The organism is Streptomyces sp. AgN23, assembly GCF_001598115.1.
In the GTDB taxonomy this organism is placed as follows: Bacteria; Actinomycetota; Actinomycetes; order Streptomycetales; family Streptomycetaceae; genus Streptomyces; species Streptomyces antimycoticus.
Genome location: NZ_CP007153.1, coordinates 1,672,407 through 1,689,841, shown reverse-complemented (window position 1 = coordinate 1,689,841; position 17,435 = coordinate 1,672,407). Strand labels below are relative to the sequence as shown.

16 protein-coding genes are annotated in these 17,435 nt (G+C 70.4%); 11 read left to right on the top strand and 5 right to left on the bottom strand.

Annotated elements, in window-relative coordinates; genetic code table 11:
- Positions 1-6: 6 nt before the first annotated feature.
- The 6 genes from AS97_RS07420 (at position 7) to AS97_RS07395 (ending at position 7,480) form a co-directional block, all read left to right on the top strand.
- On the top strand, positions 7-1,395 hold the full coding sequence (locus tag AS97_RS07420; RefSeq protein WP_210564571.1) for a chitinase: 1,389 nt from the start codon (positions 7-9) through the stop codon (positions 1,393-1,395).
- Positions 1,396-1,558: 163 nt separating this feature from the next.
- Complete coding sequence (locus AS97_RS07415; RefSeq protein WP_185929952.1) at positions 1,559-2,650, top strand: substrate-binding domain-containing protein; 1,092 nt, start codon at positions 1,559-1,561, stop codon at positions 2,648-2,650.
- Positions 2,651-2,701: 51 nt separating this feature from the next.
- Positions 2,702-3,790, top strand: coding sequence for a mandelate racemase/muconate lactonizing enzyme family protein (locus tag AS97_RS07410; protein ID WP_059149245.1), 1,089 nt, complete (start codon positions 2,702-2,704; stop codon positions 3,788-3,790).
- A complete protein-coding gene (locus AS97_RS07405; RefSeq protein ID WP_210564570.1) occupies positions 3,787-4,866 on the top strand; it encodes an ABC transporter permease in 1,080 nt (359 codons plus the stop codon). The genes AS97_RS07410 and AS97_RS07405 overlap by 4 nt, the downstream gene beginning before the upstream one ends.
- Positions 4,863-5,939 carry an ABC transporter permease gene (locus AS97_RS07400; RefSeq protein WP_210564569.1) on the top strand — a complete coding sequence of 359 codons (1,077 nt, stop codon included), beginning with the start codon at positions 4,863-4,865 and terminating at the stop codon, positions 5,937-5,939. Before AS97_RS07405 ends, AS97_RS07400 begins: the two co-directional genes overlap by 4 nt.
- The gene (locus AS97_RS07395) at positions 5,936-7,480 is read left to right on the top strand and encodes a sugar ABC transporter ATP-binding protein (RefSeq protein WP_210564568.1); all 1,545 of its coding nucleotides are present in this window, start codon (positions 5,936-5,938) and stop codon (positions 7,478-7,480) included. The genes AS97_RS07400 and AS97_RS07395 overlap by 4 nt, the downstream gene beginning before the upstream one ends.
- A gap of 67 nt (positions 7,481-7,547) precedes the next feature.
- Here AS97_RS07395 and AS97_RS07390 read toward each other — a convergent pair whose 3' ends face one another.
- Positions 7,548-8,264, bottom strand: a complete 717-nt coding sequence (locus tag AS97_RS07390) for a GntR family transcriptional regulator (protein WP_059149249.1) — start codon at positions 8,262-8,264, stop codon at positions 7,548-7,550.
- Positions 8,265-8,445: 181 nt separating this feature from the next.
- Here AS97_RS07390 and AS97_RS07385 point away from each other — a divergent pair, with 181 nt between their 5' ends.
- Positions 8,446-9,123: a TMEM175 family protein gene (locus AS97_RS07385; protein WP_125758927.1), complete on the top strand. Its 678-nt coding sequence runs from the start codon at positions 8,446-8,448 to the stop codon at positions 9,121-9,123.
- Between the two features lie 335 nt (positions 9,124-9,458).
- Here the strand turns inward: AS97_RS07385 and AS97_RS07380 are convergent, their stop codons facing one another.
- A complete protein-coding gene (locus AS97_RS07380; RefSeq protein ID WP_059149251.1) occupies positions 9,459-11,336 on the bottom strand; it encodes a propionyl-CoA synthetase in 1,878 nt (625 codons plus the stop codon).
- 132 nt (positions 11,337-11,468) lie between these two features.
- Between AS97_RS07380 and AS97_RS07375 the strand changes: the two genes are divergently transcribed.
- Genes AS97_RS07375 through AS97_RS07365 form a run of 3 tightly spaced genes read left to right on the top strand, consistent with a single transcriptional unit; the run spans position 11,469 to position 12,473 of the window.
- A complete protein-coding gene (locus tag AS97_RS07375) occupies positions 11,469-11,612 on the top strand; it encodes a hypothetical protein (protein WP_210564567.1) in 144 nt (47 codons plus the stop codon).
- A gap of 43 nt (positions 11,613-11,655) precedes the next feature.
- Positions 11,656-11,946 carry a hypothetical protein gene (locus AS97_RS07370; protein ID WP_210564566.1) on the top strand — a complete coding sequence of 97 codons (291 nt, stop codon included), beginning with the start codon at positions 11,656-11,658 and terminating at the stop codon, positions 11,944-11,946.
- A gap of 26 nt (positions 11,947-11,972) precedes the next feature.
- Positions 11,973-12,473, top strand: a complete 501-nt coding sequence (locus AS97_RS07365; protein WP_247204264.1) for a hypothetical protein — start codon at positions 11,973-11,975, stop codon at positions 12,471-12,473.
- Between the two features lie 154 nt (positions 12,474-12,627).
- On the opposite strand, the gene AS97_RS07360 is transcribed toward AS97_RS07365, so the two are convergent.
- Positions 12,628-13,545 (bottom strand): SDR family oxidoreductase, encoded by a 918-nt coding sequence (locus AS97_RS07360; RefSeq protein WP_210564564.1) that lies wholly within the window; start codon positions 13,543-13,545, stop codon positions 12,628-12,630.
- Between the two features lie 86 nt (positions 13,546-13,631).
- Between AS97_RS07360 and AS97_RS07355 the strand changes: the two genes are divergently transcribed.
- Positions 13,632-14,198, top strand: a complete 567-nt coding sequence (locus AS97_RS07355) for a TetR/AcrR family transcriptional regulator (protein ID WP_086709822.1) — start codon at positions 13,632-13,634, stop codon at positions 14,196-14,198.
- A gap of 101 nt (positions 14,199-14,299) precedes the next feature.
- On the opposite strand, the gene AS97_RS07350 is transcribed toward AS97_RS07355, so the two are convergent.
- Both AS97_RS07350 and AS97_RS07345 read right to left on the bottom strand, forming a co-directional pair.
- Positions 14,300-15,151, bottom strand: a complete 852-nt coding sequence (locus tag AS97_RS07350; protein WP_247204263.1) for a glycoside hydrolase family 88 protein — start codon at positions 15,149-15,151, stop codon at positions 14,300-14,302.
- Positions 15,152-15,661: 510 nt separating this feature from the next.
- Entirely contained in the window at positions 15,662-17,428 is a 1,767-nt protein-coding gene (locus AS97_RS07345; protein ID WP_210564563.1) for a coagulation factor 5/8 type domain-containing protein, read from the bottom strand.
- Positions 17,429-17,435 lie beyond the last annotated feature (7 nt).

Here is a 17,435-nt window from a genome sequence, read left to right as displayed (position 1 = left end):
GACCAGATGAACATGAGGCTCCTGCACAGACCCTCGGTGCGCGGCGTGCTGGGTGTGGCGGCCGCCGCCGCCCTCCTCACCGGCCTGACCAGCGTTCCCGCGAGTGGTGCCGTGGCGGCCACTGGACAGATCACCGGTGTCGGCGGCAAGTGTGTGGACGTGGCGGGCGCCAACAGCGCCAACGGCACACCGATCCAGCTCTACGACTGCAATGGGTCCGCGGCGCAGCAGTGGACCGTTGGTGGCGATGGCACGATCCGTGCGCTGGGGAAGTGTCTGGACGTGGCGTCGGGTGGCACGGCCGACGGCAGCCTGGTCCAGCTCTACGACTGCAATGGCAGTGCGGCGCAGCAGTGGTCCCTCCCGGCGGCGCGCGACATCGTCAATCCGCAGGCCGACAAGTGTTTGGACGCCACCGGTGGCAGTTCGGCCAACGGCACCCGGCTGCAGATATGGACCTGCACCGGTGCCGCCAACCAGAAGTGGACGGCGCCGGACGGTGGCAGCACTCCGCCGACCGGGCCGGGAGCCATGGCCGTGGCCCCGTACCTCTACAACGGCTGGGGCAGCCCGCCGAGCCCCACCACCGTGATGAACGCGACCGGCGTCAAGTGGTTCACGCTCGCCTTCGTCCTCAGCAACGGCTACTGCGACCCGCAGTGGGACGGTGGCCGTCCGCTCACCGGAGGCGTCGACCAGCAGACCATCGCCACCGTGCGGTCCGCCGGTGGCGATGTCATCCCGTCCTTCGGCGGCTGGAGCGGCAACAAGCTGGAGAGCTCCTGCGGCAGTGCGGGCGAGCTGGCCGCCGCGTACCAGAAGGTCATCAACGCCTACGGTCTCAAGGCGATCGACATCGACATCGAGGCCGCCGCGTACGACAGCCCGACCGTCCAGCAGCGCACGGTCGACGCGCTGAAGACCGTCAAGGCCAACAACCCCGGTATCAAGGTGTACATCACCTTCGGCACCGGCCAGAACGGCCCCGACAACAGCCTGATCAGCAAGGCCGCCGCCTCCGGTCTGACCGTGGACAGCTGGACCATCATGCCGTTCAACTTCGGGGGAGCCGGGCAGAACATGGGCCAGCTCACCCTCCGCGCCGCCGAGGGGCTCAAGAACACGGTCAAGAGCGCCTACGGATACACGGATGACCAGGCGTACCGGCACACCGGCATCTCCTCGATGAACGGCATCACCGACAACGGCGAGACCGTGACCGTGAACGACTTCCGCACCATCCTGGGCTATGCCCAGCAGAGGCACCTCGCGCGGCTGACCTTCTGGTCGGTCAACCGTGACCGGCCCTGCACCGGTGGCGGAGCCGACACCTGCTCGGGCGTCTCCCAGCAGCCGTGGGACTTCACCCGTGTCTTCGCCCAGTACGCGGGCTGATCCGATTCAGGACATGCGTTTCCTATAGGAATCTGCGAGACGGGATCCGGCACCTGATCGTCAGGGGTGCCGGATCTCGTGTTTGTCAGGGCTCTTGACGGGGCGGCTCGACTGGCACACCATCGCGGCATCAATTTCCTATTTGATTCGTGGGGGTGCGGAGGTGGGTCTCCGGACTGGATCTGTACTGCCGGGAGTGATCGCCGTCGTGGTGCTGGCCGCGGGTTCGGCAGCCTGCACGCTCAAGAACTCGGGTGAGCCGACGGGCGGACAGGGCCCCGCGTCCGCGCGGGCGGGTGGTGGCTCGGCCGTCCTCGCGGACGGGTCGGCCACCAAGGTCGCGCTCGTGCCCGGCGGGGCTCACCCCTACTTCCAGCCCTGGAAGTCCGCCGGTGCCGACGCGAAGAAGACGTACCGGCTCGGGGGCGTGACGTTCGACGAGACGGCGGAGTGGGACCAGCAGAAGCAGAACAATCTGCTGTCCACGCTCGCCGCGCGCGGCTACAACGCGTTCGGTGTCTTCGGGGTCTCGCCCACCGACATCAACACCACGTTCGCGGACCTGAAGTCGCGGGGCCTCGCCGTGGCCTCGCTCGGCTCCTGCCCGGCGGGCCGGAACGAGGCCGACTTCTGCCTCTCCACGGATGTCGAACTCGCCGCGTACAAGGCGGCCAGGGCCGCCATCGACGCGATGGGCGGCAAGGGCACGATCGTCCATCTGACGGGCAACAACGTGGACGCCAACACCCAGCTGCGGATCAAGGGCGTGGCCCGGGCCGTCAAGGAGTCGGGCGGCAAGGCGAAGCTGCTGCAGACCGTCACCGACATCGACAAGGATCTGCAGACCGCGCAGAAGGCGGTGTCCGACCTGCTGACGGCCAAGGGCAAGCAGATCCAGGGCATTGTCTCCACCGCCTACAACCCGGCCGTCGCCGCCGCCGACGCGGTCAAGAGCTCCGGTTCGCGGGCGAAGGTCGTCGCCATCGACGACGACGCCAAGATCCTCAGCTCGATCAAGCAGGGCACGGTCACCGCCACCGTCGTGCAGAACCCGGTGGGACAGGCGAAGGTCGGGGCGTGGGCGCTCGCGCTGCTGCAGACGAAGCAGTGCACCATGCGCAGGCCCGGCCAGTCCGTCGACTCCGGCTCGTTCGTCGTCACCAAGAAGAACGTCACGACCTACGACCGTGCCCGGAAGGCGAAGACCGATCAGCTGAAGAAGCGGTTCGCCGACGACGTCCTCGCGTGCGGCTGACCCCACCGCCCCTGTACTGCAGAACGCTCTAGAGAAACCGGGCATCACGAGATGAGCATCATCACGACCGCCACGGCCAAGCTGGCCGACATCGCGGTGGAGACGGACCGCACCGACGCGGTGCAGTCCTTCGTCAAGCAGGAGACGGTCCTGGTCGACATCACCACGGTGGACGGCAGTACGGGGACCGGCTACGCCTACACCATCGGCACCGGCGGAACCTCCGTACTGGCCCTGCTGCGGGACCATCTGCTGCCCACCCTCATCGGGCAGGACGCGCGCAATGTCGAGGCGCTGTGGCAGCGGCTGTTCGCCCTGACCCGCGCCACCACCACCGGAGCCATCACCTCGCTCGCGCTCGCCGCCGTCGACACCGCGCTGTGGGACGTGCGTTGCAAGCGCGCGGGCGAGCCGCTGTGGCGGCTGGCCGGCGGCCACCGCCAGGACGTTCCCGTCTACGACACCGAGGGCGGCTGGCTCCATCTGACCGCCGACGACCTGGTGAAGGGTGCGCTCCAGGCCCAGAAGTCCGGGTGGGACGGTGTCAAGATCAAGGTGGGCAAGCCGCATGCCGCCGAGGACGCCGAGCGCCTGCGCGCCGTACGAGAGGCAGTCGGCCCCTCGCTGCACATCATGACCGACGCCAACCAGTCGCAGACGATGTCCTCGGCCCTCCAACTGGCGGCCGCGCTGGAGCCCTACGACCCGTACTGGATCGAGGAGCCCCTGCCGGCGGACGACATCAGCGGCCATGCCCGGCTGGCGCGTGCGACACGGATTCCCGTCGCCGTCGGCGAGTCCCTGTACTCGCCCCGTCAGTTCCGCACCTACCTCGAGACGGGCGCCGCTTCCATCGTGCAGGTCGACGCCGCCCGCATCGGCGGGATCACCCCGTGGCTCAAGGTCGCCCACACGGCGGAGAGCCACAACGTCATGGTGTGCCCGCACTTCCTGATGGAACTGCATGTCAGCCTCGTGGCCGCCGTGCCCAACGGCAGGTTCGTCGAGTACATCCCGCAGCTGCGGGCCGTCACCCGCGGCGAGCTGACGATCCGCGACGGGCGGGCCGTGGCGCCCGACGTTCCGGGGATCGGCATCGACTGGGACATGGACGCCATCGACGACCGGAGGGTGGCATGACGACGCCCGTCCTCCCACCGGGCACCGACACCGAATCCACCGGGACCACGGCGCCGCGTCCGGTGCACCGGCTGCCGTTCTGGGTCAACCAGCGGCTCGGCCTGCTGGTGCTCGTCATCGGACTCGGTGCCCTGTTCGGCGTGTTGCAGCCGGCGTTCCTCGACGAACGGCTCGTGCTCTTCCCGCTGGTGCGGGACGTCTCGACGCTGACGGTGGTGGCGCTCGCCCAGATGGTCGTCCTCTCGGTGGGGCATATGAACCTGGCCGTCGGGCGGATGGCCGCCTTCGGAGCCCTGTTCGCGGGATTCGGCTACGACCGGCTGGACCTGCCACTGCCCCTGGGCCTGCTGCTGTGCCTGCTGGCCGGGGCCGCCATCGGCGCGCTGACCGGCTGGATCATCACCCGTACCGGGGTGAGTTCGTTCGTGGTGACCCTGGCGATGGACTTCGCGCTGCTGGGACTCGTCTCCCTGCTCTACTCGGCCGTGACCGAGAACGCCGCCTTCACCAGCAAGCCGTCCGGGCTCGCGGAACTGCGCTCGTACTCGTTGGCCGACATCTGCGTCGGGCCCGTGTGCGGATCCCCGGTCATCCCGCAGCTGGCGCAGTTCACCGTCCTGGCACTGGTCGGCCTCGGTTTCCTCTACGCCCGCACCCGCATCGGCCGGGAGCTGCTGCTCACCGGGGCGAACCCCGCGGCGGCTGAGTTGTCCGGCATTCCCACCGGCCGACGCCTCATCCTGGCGCACACGCTCTCGGGGCTGCTCGCCGCGCTCGCCGGATTCATGGCCGCCGTCGGCACCGGCACGTTCCGCGCCTCCATCGGGGACGACTTCATGCTGCCGTCCTTCCTCGGCTCGGTGCTCGGCGGCACCCTGCTCACCGGCGGCGTCGTCTCCGTACTGGGCGCTCTGCTGGGCACGTCCCTGGTCGGCGTCATCCGCAAGGGGCTCGATCTGCTCGGTGTCGGTCTCGAAAGCCTGAACATCTACCTCGGCTGTGTACTCCTGCTGGCCCTCTCGGCCGACCGGGCGCGCACCGTGGTGGCCCATCGCAAGGTGGTGCGATCCACATGAACACGATGCGCGATCGGGGAGAGCGGGGCGCCGCGGTTCTGCGCCGCTTCTCGCGCTCCACGACGATGACCCTGCTGTGCGTGGTGCTCGCCGGCTACCTCGCCCTGGGGCTGGCCTCCTCCGGCTCGTTCCTCGAGGGCCCTTCGGTGCGGACCTTCCTGCGGTACCTGGCCACCCCTGTCCTCATCGGGCTGGCCCAGATGGTCGCGCTGTGCGTCGGACAGCTCAACCTCGCGGTCGGCGCGCTCGGCGGCTTCACCGCCTGCCTGATGGGCGTCCTGATGGCCGACCAGGGTGTGCCCGCCGGGGTCGCGGTGGCGGCCGGTGTGCTGGCGGCCACCGCCATCGGCCTGGTGACCGGCCTGTGCATCGTGGCGACGAAGATCAACGGTTTTATCGTCACCCTCGGAACGATGACGATCCTCCAGGGGGCGCAGTACTGGCTGGTGGGCACGCGCACCGTCGACGGATACTCCGCGGGCCTGAAGGACCTCGGCAGGGCGGCCCCGCTGAACGTCCCGCTGGTGTTCGTCACCGCTCTGGCCGCCGCGGCCCTGCTCGCCGCCTTCCTGTACCGCAGTACCGCCGGCCGGCGGCTCCTGGCGGCCGGTGGCAACCCGCTGGCGGCCAGGCTCTCGGGCATCTCCACCGACCGGCAGATCGTGCTCGCCCACACCTTGTCCGGGCTGTTGATCGGCGTGGCCGCCCTGACCGCGACGGCGTCGCTGCCCGGAGTCAACCGCAGTGTCGGCGGCGACTGGCTGCTGCCCAGCTTCGCGGCCCCCATCATCGGCGGCGTGGCGCTCACCGGAGGGTCGGTCGCCGTGCTGGGCACGGTGCTGGCGGCCTTCGTGATGCGGCTCATCGACGCCGCTCGCGCGCAGTTCTCGCTCGACCCGAGCTGGGTGAACTTCCTCATCGGCGTGGTCGTGCTCGGCACGGTGGTCGGCGGCCGTATCCACCAGACCCAGCTGGAGAAGCGGGACGGTTCGCGCGGCCGCGTGCCGCCCGCACCACCGCCGAGTGCCGCGCGACCGACTGCCGTCCTGCCGCACCCGGGAGGTTCCGGATGAGCAACGTCCTTCTCGAATGCCACGCCATCGTCAAGGTCTTTCCCGGCGTACGGGCCCTGGACGGCGTCGGACTGCGCCTGACCGAGGGGTCCGTCCATGCGCTGCTCGGCGAGAACGGCGCCGGAAAGTCCACCCTCATCAAGGTCCTCACCGGGGTGCACACGCCCAACGGCGGCCATCTCACCTGGTGCGGAGGCGAGGTCCACCTGCGCTCACCGCAGGAGGCCACCCGCACCGGCATCGGCGTGGTGCACCAGGAGCGCAATCTGATTCCGGGCTTCTCGGTGGCCGAGAACATCACGCTGCAGAGCCCTCCCTCGCACCGTGGCCTGATCGACCGCGCGGCGATGACCGCCCCCGCGCTGAGGTGCCTCGGTGAGCTGGGTCTGGACCTCGACCCGGACCAGCCGGTCCGCGAACTGTCCGTGGCGCGACAGCAGTTGGTGGAGATCGCGAAGGCCCTGTACACCGAGAGCCGGGTGCTGCTCCTGGACGAGCCGACCGCGTCCCTCTCCCCGCAGGAGGCGGAGCGCCTGTTCGAGGTCGTCCGGCGGCTGAAGGCCCGGGGAACGTGTGTCGTCTTCGTCAGCCACAAGCTGGAGGAGGTGTTCGCCGTCTGCGACACCGTCACCGTGCTGCGCGACGGCAGGTCCGTGCTCGAGTCCTCGCCACTCGCCGACCACACCCACGACGACGTGGTCGGACTCATGGTGGGCCGCGCCCACTCGGCCACCGAGATGCGACCGCGGGAGGTGGACACCTCCGCGGCGCCGGTGCTCTCGTTCGACGACGTCTCCACCGCCGCCGGGCACCGGGACATCAGCCTGGACGTCCGGCCCGGCGAAATCGTCGGTCTGTACGGACTGGTCGGCGCGGGACGCAGCGAACTGGTCAAGGCCATGCTCGGCCTCGACCGCGTCACCGGCGGCGAGATCCGGGTGCACGGTGAGCCGGTGCGCATCGCCTCTCCCCGGCAGGCCCTGCACCGCTTCGGCATCGGCTATCTGACCGAGAACCGCAAGGAGGAAGGGGTCTTCCTGGAGCAGCCCATCGCCCGGAACATCACGGTGACGGTGTGGAAGAGGCTGGCGAAGGCGCTCGGGTTCATCTCCGCGCGCGAGGAGCAGGAGGTGGCGCACGACCTCGTCGAACGTCTGGGTATCCGCATCTCCGGGCTCGGGCAGAACGCCGGTGAGCTGTCCGGTGGCAACCAGCAGAAGGTGAGCCTGGCGAAGTGGCTGGCGGCGGACACGCGGCTGCTCATCGTCGACGAGCCGACCGTCGGGGTCGATGTGCGCACCAAGCACGCCTTCCACGAACTCATCTGGGAGCTGGCCCGCGGCGGCCTGCCCATCCTGCTGATCAGCAGCGACCTCGCGGAGATGATCACGCTCGCGGACCGGGTGGCCGTGATGGCCGACCACCGGATCCGCGGTGAGGTGGACAACGACCGCGACTACGAGCGGATGAGCGGCCGGATCATCCGCATCATCCACGACCGCGCGCCCTCGGCGGTGCGCCCACGGGCGGTGGAGGCGTGACCGGGCCGGGATGACCCCGCCCCGGCCGGGCCGATGGAGGACACCGCTCGGTCAGGACGCCGTTCGGTCAGGACTTGTCGTCCTGGCTGAGCTGGCGCCGGAGGCTGCGGGCGAGGTGCTCCGCCATCGCCTCGGCCGCGCGGTCGGGGTTGCGGCGCAATATCGCGTGCAGTACGCGCTGGTGCTCGGCAAGGGTGGGGTCCTCGGCATCGAGAACGCTGCTGAGCCTGAAGATGTGCAGATGGGAATGGAGCCGCTCCACCGCGTCCGCGAGCAGTGGCCGCCCGGACGCCTGCGCGATCGCGTCATGGAAGCGCTGGTCGAGGGCGGCGAAGTCGCGGTAGGCCGCATAGCGCCCGGCGGTCCCCGAATGGGACTGCGTCTCCTCCGCGATCCGCTCGATGCCGTCGAGCTGAGCCTCACTGGCGTTGCCCGCGGCGAGCGCGGCCGCTTTCGGCTCCAGCAACTGCCGCATCTCGAAGAGCTCCTCGAGCCCCTGGCGGGTCAGCAGCTCGGTGGTGCGGTATCCCGAGAGCGGCCTCTTCACCACCAGACCGTCGGACTCCAGCCGGGCCAGCGCCTCCCGGATGGGAGTCGGTGAGACGCTCAGGGCGCGGGCCAGGGCCTCGATGCTGACGCGCGCGCCGGGGGTGATCTCATGGTCCATGACCATGGCCTTGATGTTCTCGTAGACGCTGTCCGACAGGGCCTGACGGGTGGGGGACAGGTCGCGGCCGTGCCCTTCGCGCGGTGCCCCGAGCGCGGAGGTGTCGTGCGGCGGCATCCGGCCTCCTGGTGCTCTTCGGGGCTTGTCGGGACAGCAACAGTTTACCCAGGTGAGGGATGCGGTTCAGGGGTGAGCCGCGTCCGCCCCACCGGGTGCCGAGCCGCGGCGAAGTGGAACCCGATATAGTCGTTATGCGTCAAATGTGCCTGTATGGGTCAGTCGGGACAAGGAGCCTCGCATGCCGCCCCGTTTCCGCGTGCCCGCCCAGCGGTTCACTCTGTCGGACACGGCGCGCGCCGAAGCGTTCAGCGACGGCGTCTTCGCGATCGCACTGACCCTCCTGGTGCTCGGCCTGACCACCCCCGCACATCCACCCGGCGGCCTGGGAGACGCCCTTGCCCGCCAGTGGCCCGCCTACCTGGGATACGCCGCGTCCTTCAGCTACATCGCGGTGATCTGGCTCAACCATCACCGGGCCTTCCTGCGGATCCGCAGCATGGACCGGGGTCTGCACGCGGCGAACCTCTTCTTGCTCTTCACCACGGCGGCGCTGGCCTTTCCCACCGAGGTTGTCGCCACCGAACTGCAGGCCGACGCCTGGGGCACGGACGCGAAGGTGGCCGTGGCGCTCTACGCGGCCCTCGCCGCCGCGATGTGTCTGAGCTGGGCGGCCCTCTACCACCGCCTGCGCCGGCGCCCCGGGCTGCTGGAAAACACCATCGAACTCACCTATGTACGCCACGGCTGGCTTCGCTCGTGGATCGGAGCGCTGGCCTACGCCCTCGCCGGAGTCCTGGGCGTCCTCGTCACACCGCTGGCCGCCCTGGGCGCGTTCGTCCTGCTCCCCATCTTCTACTTCACCACCAGCGAAGGGCTGCCGGGGAGCCGGGACACGTCCGGTGAGGCCGCGGCCTGACCTCGGCGCGGCAGCCGGGTGGCTACCGGCGTACCTGAGCGTCGCCGCCGGTGGTGAGCGTCTCCGCCGGCGTACGTGGGCGTCGATGTCAGGAGCCCAACACCTTCCTGCACTTCCTCCGGGAGGCCGCGTCCGGCTATCTGGGCGGCGGTGACGAGCGCACGGGCCCGCTCGGGCGCGTCGTGAGCACCGACCAGCTCCTCGACTACGAATGTGCCGACACCAACGCCCGCCGGTTCATCTCCCGGGTCTGCTGCGCCTGCTGGACCGGCCCCCGGAGCCGTGCGCCGCGGCGGCGGTCCACCACCGACCCACGTGCTGCCGACGGAGAGCGCTCACTCAGGGCGCAGCACCGGCCGCAGCGCGTCCAGCACCGACGGGTCCTCGATCGTCGACGGCACCGGTTCGTCGCGCCCGTCGGCGATTCCGCGCATCGTCTTGCGCAGGATCTTCCCCGACCGGGTCTTGGGCAGCGCCTCCACGACCGAGACGGCCCGGAACGCGGCAACCGGGCCGATCTCCCGGCGTACCGCCGCGACCAGCTCCTCACGGAGGTCTTCGTCCCTGATGTCGGCGCCCGCCTTGAGCACCACGAAGCCCCGGGGCAGCTGGCCCTTGAGCTCGTCGTGCACCCCGATCACCGCACACTCGGCGACGGCCGGGTGCGCCGCGAGCACCGCTTCCATCGCACCGGTGGACAAGCGGTGCCCCGCGACGTTGATCACGTCGTCGGTGCGTCCCATGACGAACAGATAGCCGTCCGCGTCGAGGTACCCGGAGTCACCGGTCAGGTAGTAGCCGTCGTACCGGGACAGATACGCCTCGATGAACCGCTGGTCGTCACCCCACAGCGTGGGAAGCGCGCCGGGAGGCAGCGGAAGCCGGATCGCGATCACGCCCTCCTGGCCCGCGGGCAGTTCGGCACCGTCCTGGTCCAGGACGCGCACATCCCAGCCGGGGACCGGCACCGTGGCCGACCCGGGCTTGACCGGCATCGGCTCCAGCCCGTGGAGGTTCGCGGCGATCGGCCAGCCGGTCTCGGTCTGCCACCAATGGTCGATGACCGGTGTGCCGAGGTGCCGGTGCGCCCAGTGGTAGGTCTCGGGGTCGAGCCGCTCCCCGGCCATGAAGAGGGTGCGGAACGACGACAGGTCGTACTTCTTCGGTTCGACGGCCTCCGAGTCGAGCCTTTTGATCGCCCGCAGCGCCGTGGGGGCGGTGAACAGCGCCTTCACCCCATGGTCGCTGATCACCCGCCAGAACGCGCCGGCATCCGGGGTGCCCACCGGCTTGCCCTCGTACAGCACGGTGGTCGCACCGATCAGCAGCGGCGCGTAGACGATGTAGGAGTGACCGACCACCCAGCCGACGTCGGACGCGGTCCACCACACGTCGCCCGGCCCGATGTCGTAGATCGCGGCCATCGACCACGCCAGCGCGACCGCATGGCCGCCGTTGTCGCGGACGACGCCCTTGGGCCTGCCGGTGGTCCCGGAGGTGTACAGCACGTACAGCGGGTCGGTCGCCGCCACCGGGACCGGGCCGACCGGCTCGGCGCGGGCGACGAGATCCGCCCAGTCCACGTACATCCCGCCGAGCTCCGCGCGCGCCCGGTCACGCTGCAGGATGACGACCTTGTCCGGCTGATGGGTGGTCAGGCCGAGCGCCGCCTCGACGATGGGCTGGTACTCCACGACCCGCGCCGGCTCGATCCCGCAGGACGCCGCGACGATCACGGCCGGTTCGGCGTCCTCGATACGGGCGGCCAGCTCCTTGGGCGCGAAGCCGCCGAAGACCACCGAGTGCACCGCGCCGATCCTGGCGCAGGCCAGCATGGCGATGACCGCCTCGGGCACCATCGGCATGTAGACGATGACCCGGTCGCCCTTGGCCACACCCAGCGAGCGCAGCGCCCCGGCGAAGAGCGCGACCTCGTCACGCAGCTCGGCGTAGCTGAAACGCCGGACCGCACCGGTCACCGGGGAGTCGTGGATCAGCGCGGTCCGGTCGCCGTGGCCGTTCTCGACGTGGCGGTCCAACGCGTTGTACGAGGTGTTGAGTTCACCGTCGGGGAACCACCGCAGCAGCGGCGCACGGGAGTCGTCCAGGGCCTGGGTCGGTGGCCGGGTCCAGTCGATCGCGGCCGCCGCGTCCAGCCAGAACCCTTCGACATCCTCGAGGCTGCGGTGGTAAGTCTCGTCGTACGCGCCCATCAGCGCCCCTTGCGTCGCTCGGCCTTGGAGAACTGTGAGCAGTGTGGCCCATCGACCGGGTGGCGGCCAGCCCCGTCGGTGTGGTGCCCTTCACATGGGCGCCACAGGTCATCGGCGTGGCGTGGCCACGTCGTGCCCGGCCACTACGGGCCGTGGCCGGGCACGACGCTGGTGCGCGCCGTCCGCCTCCAAGGCGATCACCTCGAACTGACCGCCACCACCCGGGACGGCTCCCGGCTGCTCATCCAGTGGCGCACAGCCGGTGCCGCGCTCTGAACATCCCCGCCACGGCCGAATCCCCCTCTTGGAGGTGTGCGCTGTGCGCACAGCGAATCCGAACGGCCGCCTGGTGGTCATCACCGATGACGGGACGGCGATCGATGTCGAGAAGGCCGGCGACGGCCGGTTCTCCTGCGACCCGCGGGCGGTCTTCGACCGCTGGGAGGAGTTCCGCGACGGGGCCGGCACGTCCGCGGCGAGGGACGCCGAACGCCTGCCGCACGACGAGGGGCAGCTGGGCGCCCCCGTTCCCCGGCCGCGGCAGATCTTCGAGGCGGCGGCCGTCCGGCGGTCGCGCTACGCGTCACGCGTGCCCACGTCGCCGCGGTGATGTGGGCCGCGGGCACGGACCCCACCGTGCCCGCGGCGCGGCATCTGCACCGCCTGGCCACCGACCTGGCCTCCGTGCCGGGCGCGAGCGGTTCGCTGGTGATTCCGGCGGAGGAGACCGCCGTCTGGTCGTGGCTGGCTGTGCCCGACCGGCCCAGCGGTGCCCTGGCCGACGTGGTCCGGGCCGCCCTCGCTCCTCCCGCCGGACTGCACATCGCACCCGGCCCGTGTGCTCAGGGCGTCGAGGGCATGCGCCGATCCCAGCACGGGGCACGGGAGTCCGAGCGGGTGGCGCGCAGGGGCGGCAAGGACTGGCTCACCGACTACGGCGAGGTGGGACTGGTCGCGCCGGCGACCGCCGGCCCGGAGCACGCCCGGTGGTTCGTCCGCGAGACTCTCGGCCCGTTGGCGGCCGGCGGTACCCGCATGCGCGAACTCCGGGAGACCCCGCGGGTCTACCTCGCGACCGAGCGGAGCCTGCGGAGGGCCGCCGACGGGCTCCAGGTGGCCCGCGACACCGTCACCTAGCGTGTGAAGCGGGCCGAGGAACTGCTGCCGGGACCGGCCCGGGACGATCCCGCGCGACTGCGTATGGTGCTGGAAGTCGCGCGGAGCCTGCCCGGCTGACGTGCTGTCCGGCCGTCGCCCTCGTCCTGATCGGTGCGCGTCCCCGAGCCGTTCGTCAGGCGGCGGGGGTGTGGAAGTAGTGGCCCTTGTCGAGGTCTTCGAGAAGGCCGGGGCAGGTCGGCTGCCAGTCCAGCAGTTCACGGGTCAGGGTGTTCGTCGCCGGGGCGTCCATGCCCAGGAAGGCGCCCAGCCAGCTGAAGTGCTCGGCCGCGGCCTCGGGGGCCACGGAGGTGACCGGGACGTCGAGATGGCGGCCGATCACCTCGGCGATGTCCCGGATCGTGACGCCCTCCTCCGCGGTGCCGTGCAGCACCGATCCCGCCGGGGCCTTCTCGACCGCCAGGCGGAACAGCCGTGCGGCGTCGAGCCGGTGGACCGCCGGCCAGCGGTTGGCGCCGTCGCCGAGGTAGCCGGAGACGCCCTTGGCCCGGGCAGTGGCGACCAGAGTCGCCATGAAGCCCTGGTCCCCTTCACCGTGGCAGGTCGGGGCGAGCCGCACCACGGAGGAGCGCACGCCGCGTCCGGCCAGGGCGAGCACCGCCTGGGCGGTGGCCGATCGGATCGAGGTCGGCGAACCGTCGATGGCGGGGGCGGTCCGCTCGGTCGCCACCCGTCCGGGCGCGAGGCCCGCCAGGCCGCCGGCGAGGACGAAGGGGCGGTCGGTGCCCGCCAGTGCGTCGCCGAAGGTGTCGACGGCGCGGCGATCGGCCTCGGCGGCGGCCTGGTAGTCGCCGGTGAAGGCGATGTCGTGCTTGAAGGCGAGGTGGATCACCCCGTCCGAGGCGATGGCCGCGTCCCGCAGGACGTCGAGGTCGTCGACGGTGCCGCGGACGACCTCCGCCCCGGCCCTGGTGAGCGCGGCCGCGGAGGCGTCGGAGCGGGCGAGGCCGAGGACCTGGTGCCCCGCGTCGAGGAGGTCGGGAACGAGGGCGGAGCCGAGCCAGCCGGACGCGCCGGTCACAAAGATGCGCATGGGGAAACCTCAGACCGTGTTGATGTCAGTTACTGTCATCGACACTACACCTGATGTCATGGGCTGTCATCGCGTAAGATCCGCGTATGGGTAGGTGGCAGCCGGACGCGCGGGGACGCATGGCGAAAGCGGCGCTCGAGCTGTACAGCGAGCGCGGATACGAGCAGACCACCGTGGCGGAGATCGCCAGACGGGCGGGGCTCACCGAGCGGACCTTCTTCCGGCACTACGCGGACAAGCGCGAGGTGTTGTTCGCCGGCTCCGGTGAGCTGGAGGAACTGTTCGTGCGGGCGGTCGCCGACGCCCCGGAGTCCGCGGCGCCGATCGACGCGCTGGGGGTGGGCCTGGACGCGGTCTCCGAGTTGTTCGAGGACCGCCGCGAGTACGCGCGCAAGCGCCAGGCCGTGATCACGGCGAACGCGGAACTCCTGGAGCGCGAGCTGATCAAGCTCGCCGCGCTGTCGGCCGCGCTCGCCGGCACCCTGCGCCGGCGCGGCGTCGCGGAGCCGGCCGCGAGCCTGGCCGCGGAGGCGGGGCTCGCCGTCTTCAAGGTCGGCTTCGAACGCTGGGCCCTGGTGTCCGAGGAACGCGGGATGGCCCAGGTGATGCGCGAATCGCTGGACGAGCTCAAGGCCGTGACCGCGGGCGCCTGAGCGGCGCACCGGCGGCCCCGGCGGCTTGGAGAGCGAGCGATGAGGCGGTCGGCGACCGGGGCCGGGTCAGACCGTGGACAGGTTCGGCGACCGGGGCCGGGTCAGACCGTGGACAGGTCGATGGCCCGGTCGATGTCGTCGGGCCGCAGCACCCGCAGGATGCCTTCGAGCAGGTAGTAGTCGGCGTACGGGAGCGAGATCTCGACGCCGTCCTCGCTCGGCCGATTGCGGGTGCAGCGCGCCACGACCGCATCCGCGCGGGTCGACTTCCTGGTCAGACAGGTCTCCGACAGCGCGGTGAGCAGCTTCAGCGCCTCCTCGCGGTAGCGCGGTTCGCCGGTCGCTCGCGACAGGTCGAGCAGACCACAGGCCATGACCGCCCCCGCGGAGGCGTCCTTGATGTCGTGGGGTGCTTGCGGCGCGAGGTAGTCCCACACCGGTACATGGTCCGGGCTCAGCGCGCCCAGGGCGAAGTCGGCGAGCTTGCGCGCGGTGGTGAGGAATTCCCGCCGGCCGGTCCGGCGGTAGATCGTGGTGAATCCGTAGATCCCCCATGCCTGCCCGCGTGACCAGCAGGAGGCCGGGCTGTAGCCCTGTACGGTGCCCGGGCCGAGGGGAGCGCCGGAGGCCGGGTCGAAGTCGTAGACATGCGGGGTCGAGCCGTCCGGGCGGGGGAAGTTCCGCTGGGTGGTTCTCGCGTGCTCCACGGCGATGTCGAGGTACTTCCCCTCCCCGGTCTGGCCGCTCGCGAACGCCAGCAGATCGAGGTTCATCATCGTGTCCATGATGACCCGGCCCGCGTTCGCCGGATCGTTCAGCGCTCCCCAGGCCCGGATGAACCGGCCCTTCGGGTTGTACCGCCGGACCAGCGAGGAGGCGGCCCGGATCGCGCCCGTCCGCCACTTGTCGTCGCCGGTGAGCCGCCACGCGGTGACCCACGAGGGGGTTGGCAACTACTCGTCCGGGAGCGTGCGTAGGGCCGGTTTAGCTCGATCGTGTGATGGTCGGCTTCTGGCCTTGCGGCGCCACGGGCGGGTCGGGTTAGCGTGGCTGTGCGATCTGGGACGCCGAGTGCGGTGTCAGCGTGCGGGGCCCCTGCTCCAGCAGAGTGATGGTTCAGGGCCTCCCCGTCGCCTCTGGCCGCACCCACATGGCCAGGTCGTGAGGGACTCCGCCCACCCGGCTCGGAGCACGGACGCGATCCGTGTCGCCGTCCGGGACGTGAAAGCGGACGACCAGTGCGCCCAAAACCGTTCGGGGCGTGCCAGTGAGCGGACTCACTCCAGCCCACTGCCCAGGAACGGTAGAAGAGGAATCCGAGGTCGTGGACATCAGTGCCCGTCCTTCACGAGGGGGGAATCCGACAACGACATGCGGTGCGGGTACGTCAGTCGCCTGTGGGGCGCGGGCGAGGTTCGCGCCCCACAGGCGGCCTGCTGGGGTGGGCCGGTCAGCCGGGAGGATCAGGGATAGTCGATCACGTTCGCGACGTTGCTGCCCGCGTCCGAGGGGCCTCCCGTGCCATTGATGACGTGGTTGATCGTGCCGGTGCCGCCGAGCGAGACGGTGACCAAGTCATGGAACGTCACATCCGGGGTCTGGGGAACCTCGAAGGCGTGCTCGGCGGTGACGGACTTGTCGGTGTTGAAGAAGCAGTAGCTGCCCAGGCCCCATGCCTCATGGCGCTTGACCGAGTCGGCCACCTTGTAGGCGGCGTATCCCTTGGTGGAGCCGTTCATCCAGGCGTCCTGGTTCGGCGGGTCGTAGGGCATCTCGTTCTGGTAGAAGTACGTACGGCCGCCCTCGCCGTTCCACGTGGTCTGGTACTTCTGGTAGTGCTCCACGAACAGGCCGTACATGGTCACGTCGTCGCCGTTGACGACGAGCCCCTGGTCGGCCGTGTTGGAGTCCCAGCCGACGCCGTCACCGTGGTCGGCGCGCCAGATCCAGGTGTGGTCGCCGATCACGTTCGAGCTGTTGACCACCAGGCTGGTGGACGCCTTGCCCACGCCCGCGCCACCGACCCGGAAGAACACGTCGTGCAGCGAGGTGGGGTTGTCGGCGTGGCTCGCGGAGGAGTCCTCGGGGCCGACCTCCATCAGCGTCTCGGAGTTCTCGGTGCCCGCGTCGATGAGCAGTCCGGCGAGCTTGACGCCGTCGACGTCGGCCACCGTCATCGCCGAGACCCCGTTGTCGGGAATCAGCGTGGCCAGCCCCAGGCCCAGCACGACGGTGTCGGGCCGGGTCACCTTCAGCGGCGCGTCCAGGTGGTAGACACCCGGGGTGACGAGCAGGTGCTTGCCCGCGTCGAGCGCCGCGTTCATCTCCTCGGCCGTGTCACCCGGCTTGACGATGAAGAAGTCGTCCAGCGGGATCGATGTGCCCTTGGGGGCACCGGAGGACCAGGACGTGCCCGTCGAGTCCTTGCGCACGTCCGGCGCGAACACCTTGTAGGCGCCGTCGTCGTCGACGTACAGGAACGGCTTCTCACGGGACACGGGTGTCTTGTCGACCCGTGTGTACGGCGGATTGGGAAAATTCCCGGCCGGGGCGTTCTGCGCGCCGACGAACACCATGTTCCAGTTGGAGCCGGTCCAGCTGCCCCATTCGGTGTTGCGGGAGAGCCACTGCTGCTGCGATCCGGACTTCACCTGCCCGTCGACCTTGGTGTCGGCCAGCAGACCGCCGCTGGACCAGCCGCCGTCGTCGAGCCGCAGATCGCCCTTCAGATGCATGCGGCGGTACGGGGCGGCCTGCGATACGGCCCAACGGTCCGCGCCGCTCTCCGGGTTGACGGCCAGGTTCTCGGCGTCGCGCCAGAAGTTCTGCGTGGCGTTGCCGTCGAACCAGTCGGCCTCGGCGTGCACCTGGCCGTTGATGGTGGTGTCGTCGGGCGACAGGCCCAGGCCCGCCACCTGGGTGTAGAAGCCGACGTTGGCCTTGACATCGTAGGAGCCGGGCTTGAACAACAGGGCGTGCCGGGCCTGGCCGAACTGGTTCTTCTCCTGCTCGCCGAAGACCGAGTCGAGCTTGCCCTGGATGTCCTGGGCGGACATGGACGGGTCGAAGACCTGCACATGGGGACCGAAGTCCGGTTCGGCGTCCGCGCCGTGCGCCGCCGGTACGGTCAGCGCCGCCGCGGCGGCGCCGGCCAGCGCGGCGAACGCGGCGGTCCAGCCGGCGATGCGGCGGCGTCCGCGATGCCCGCGCCTGGTGGTGTCGTTCGTCATGGTGGTG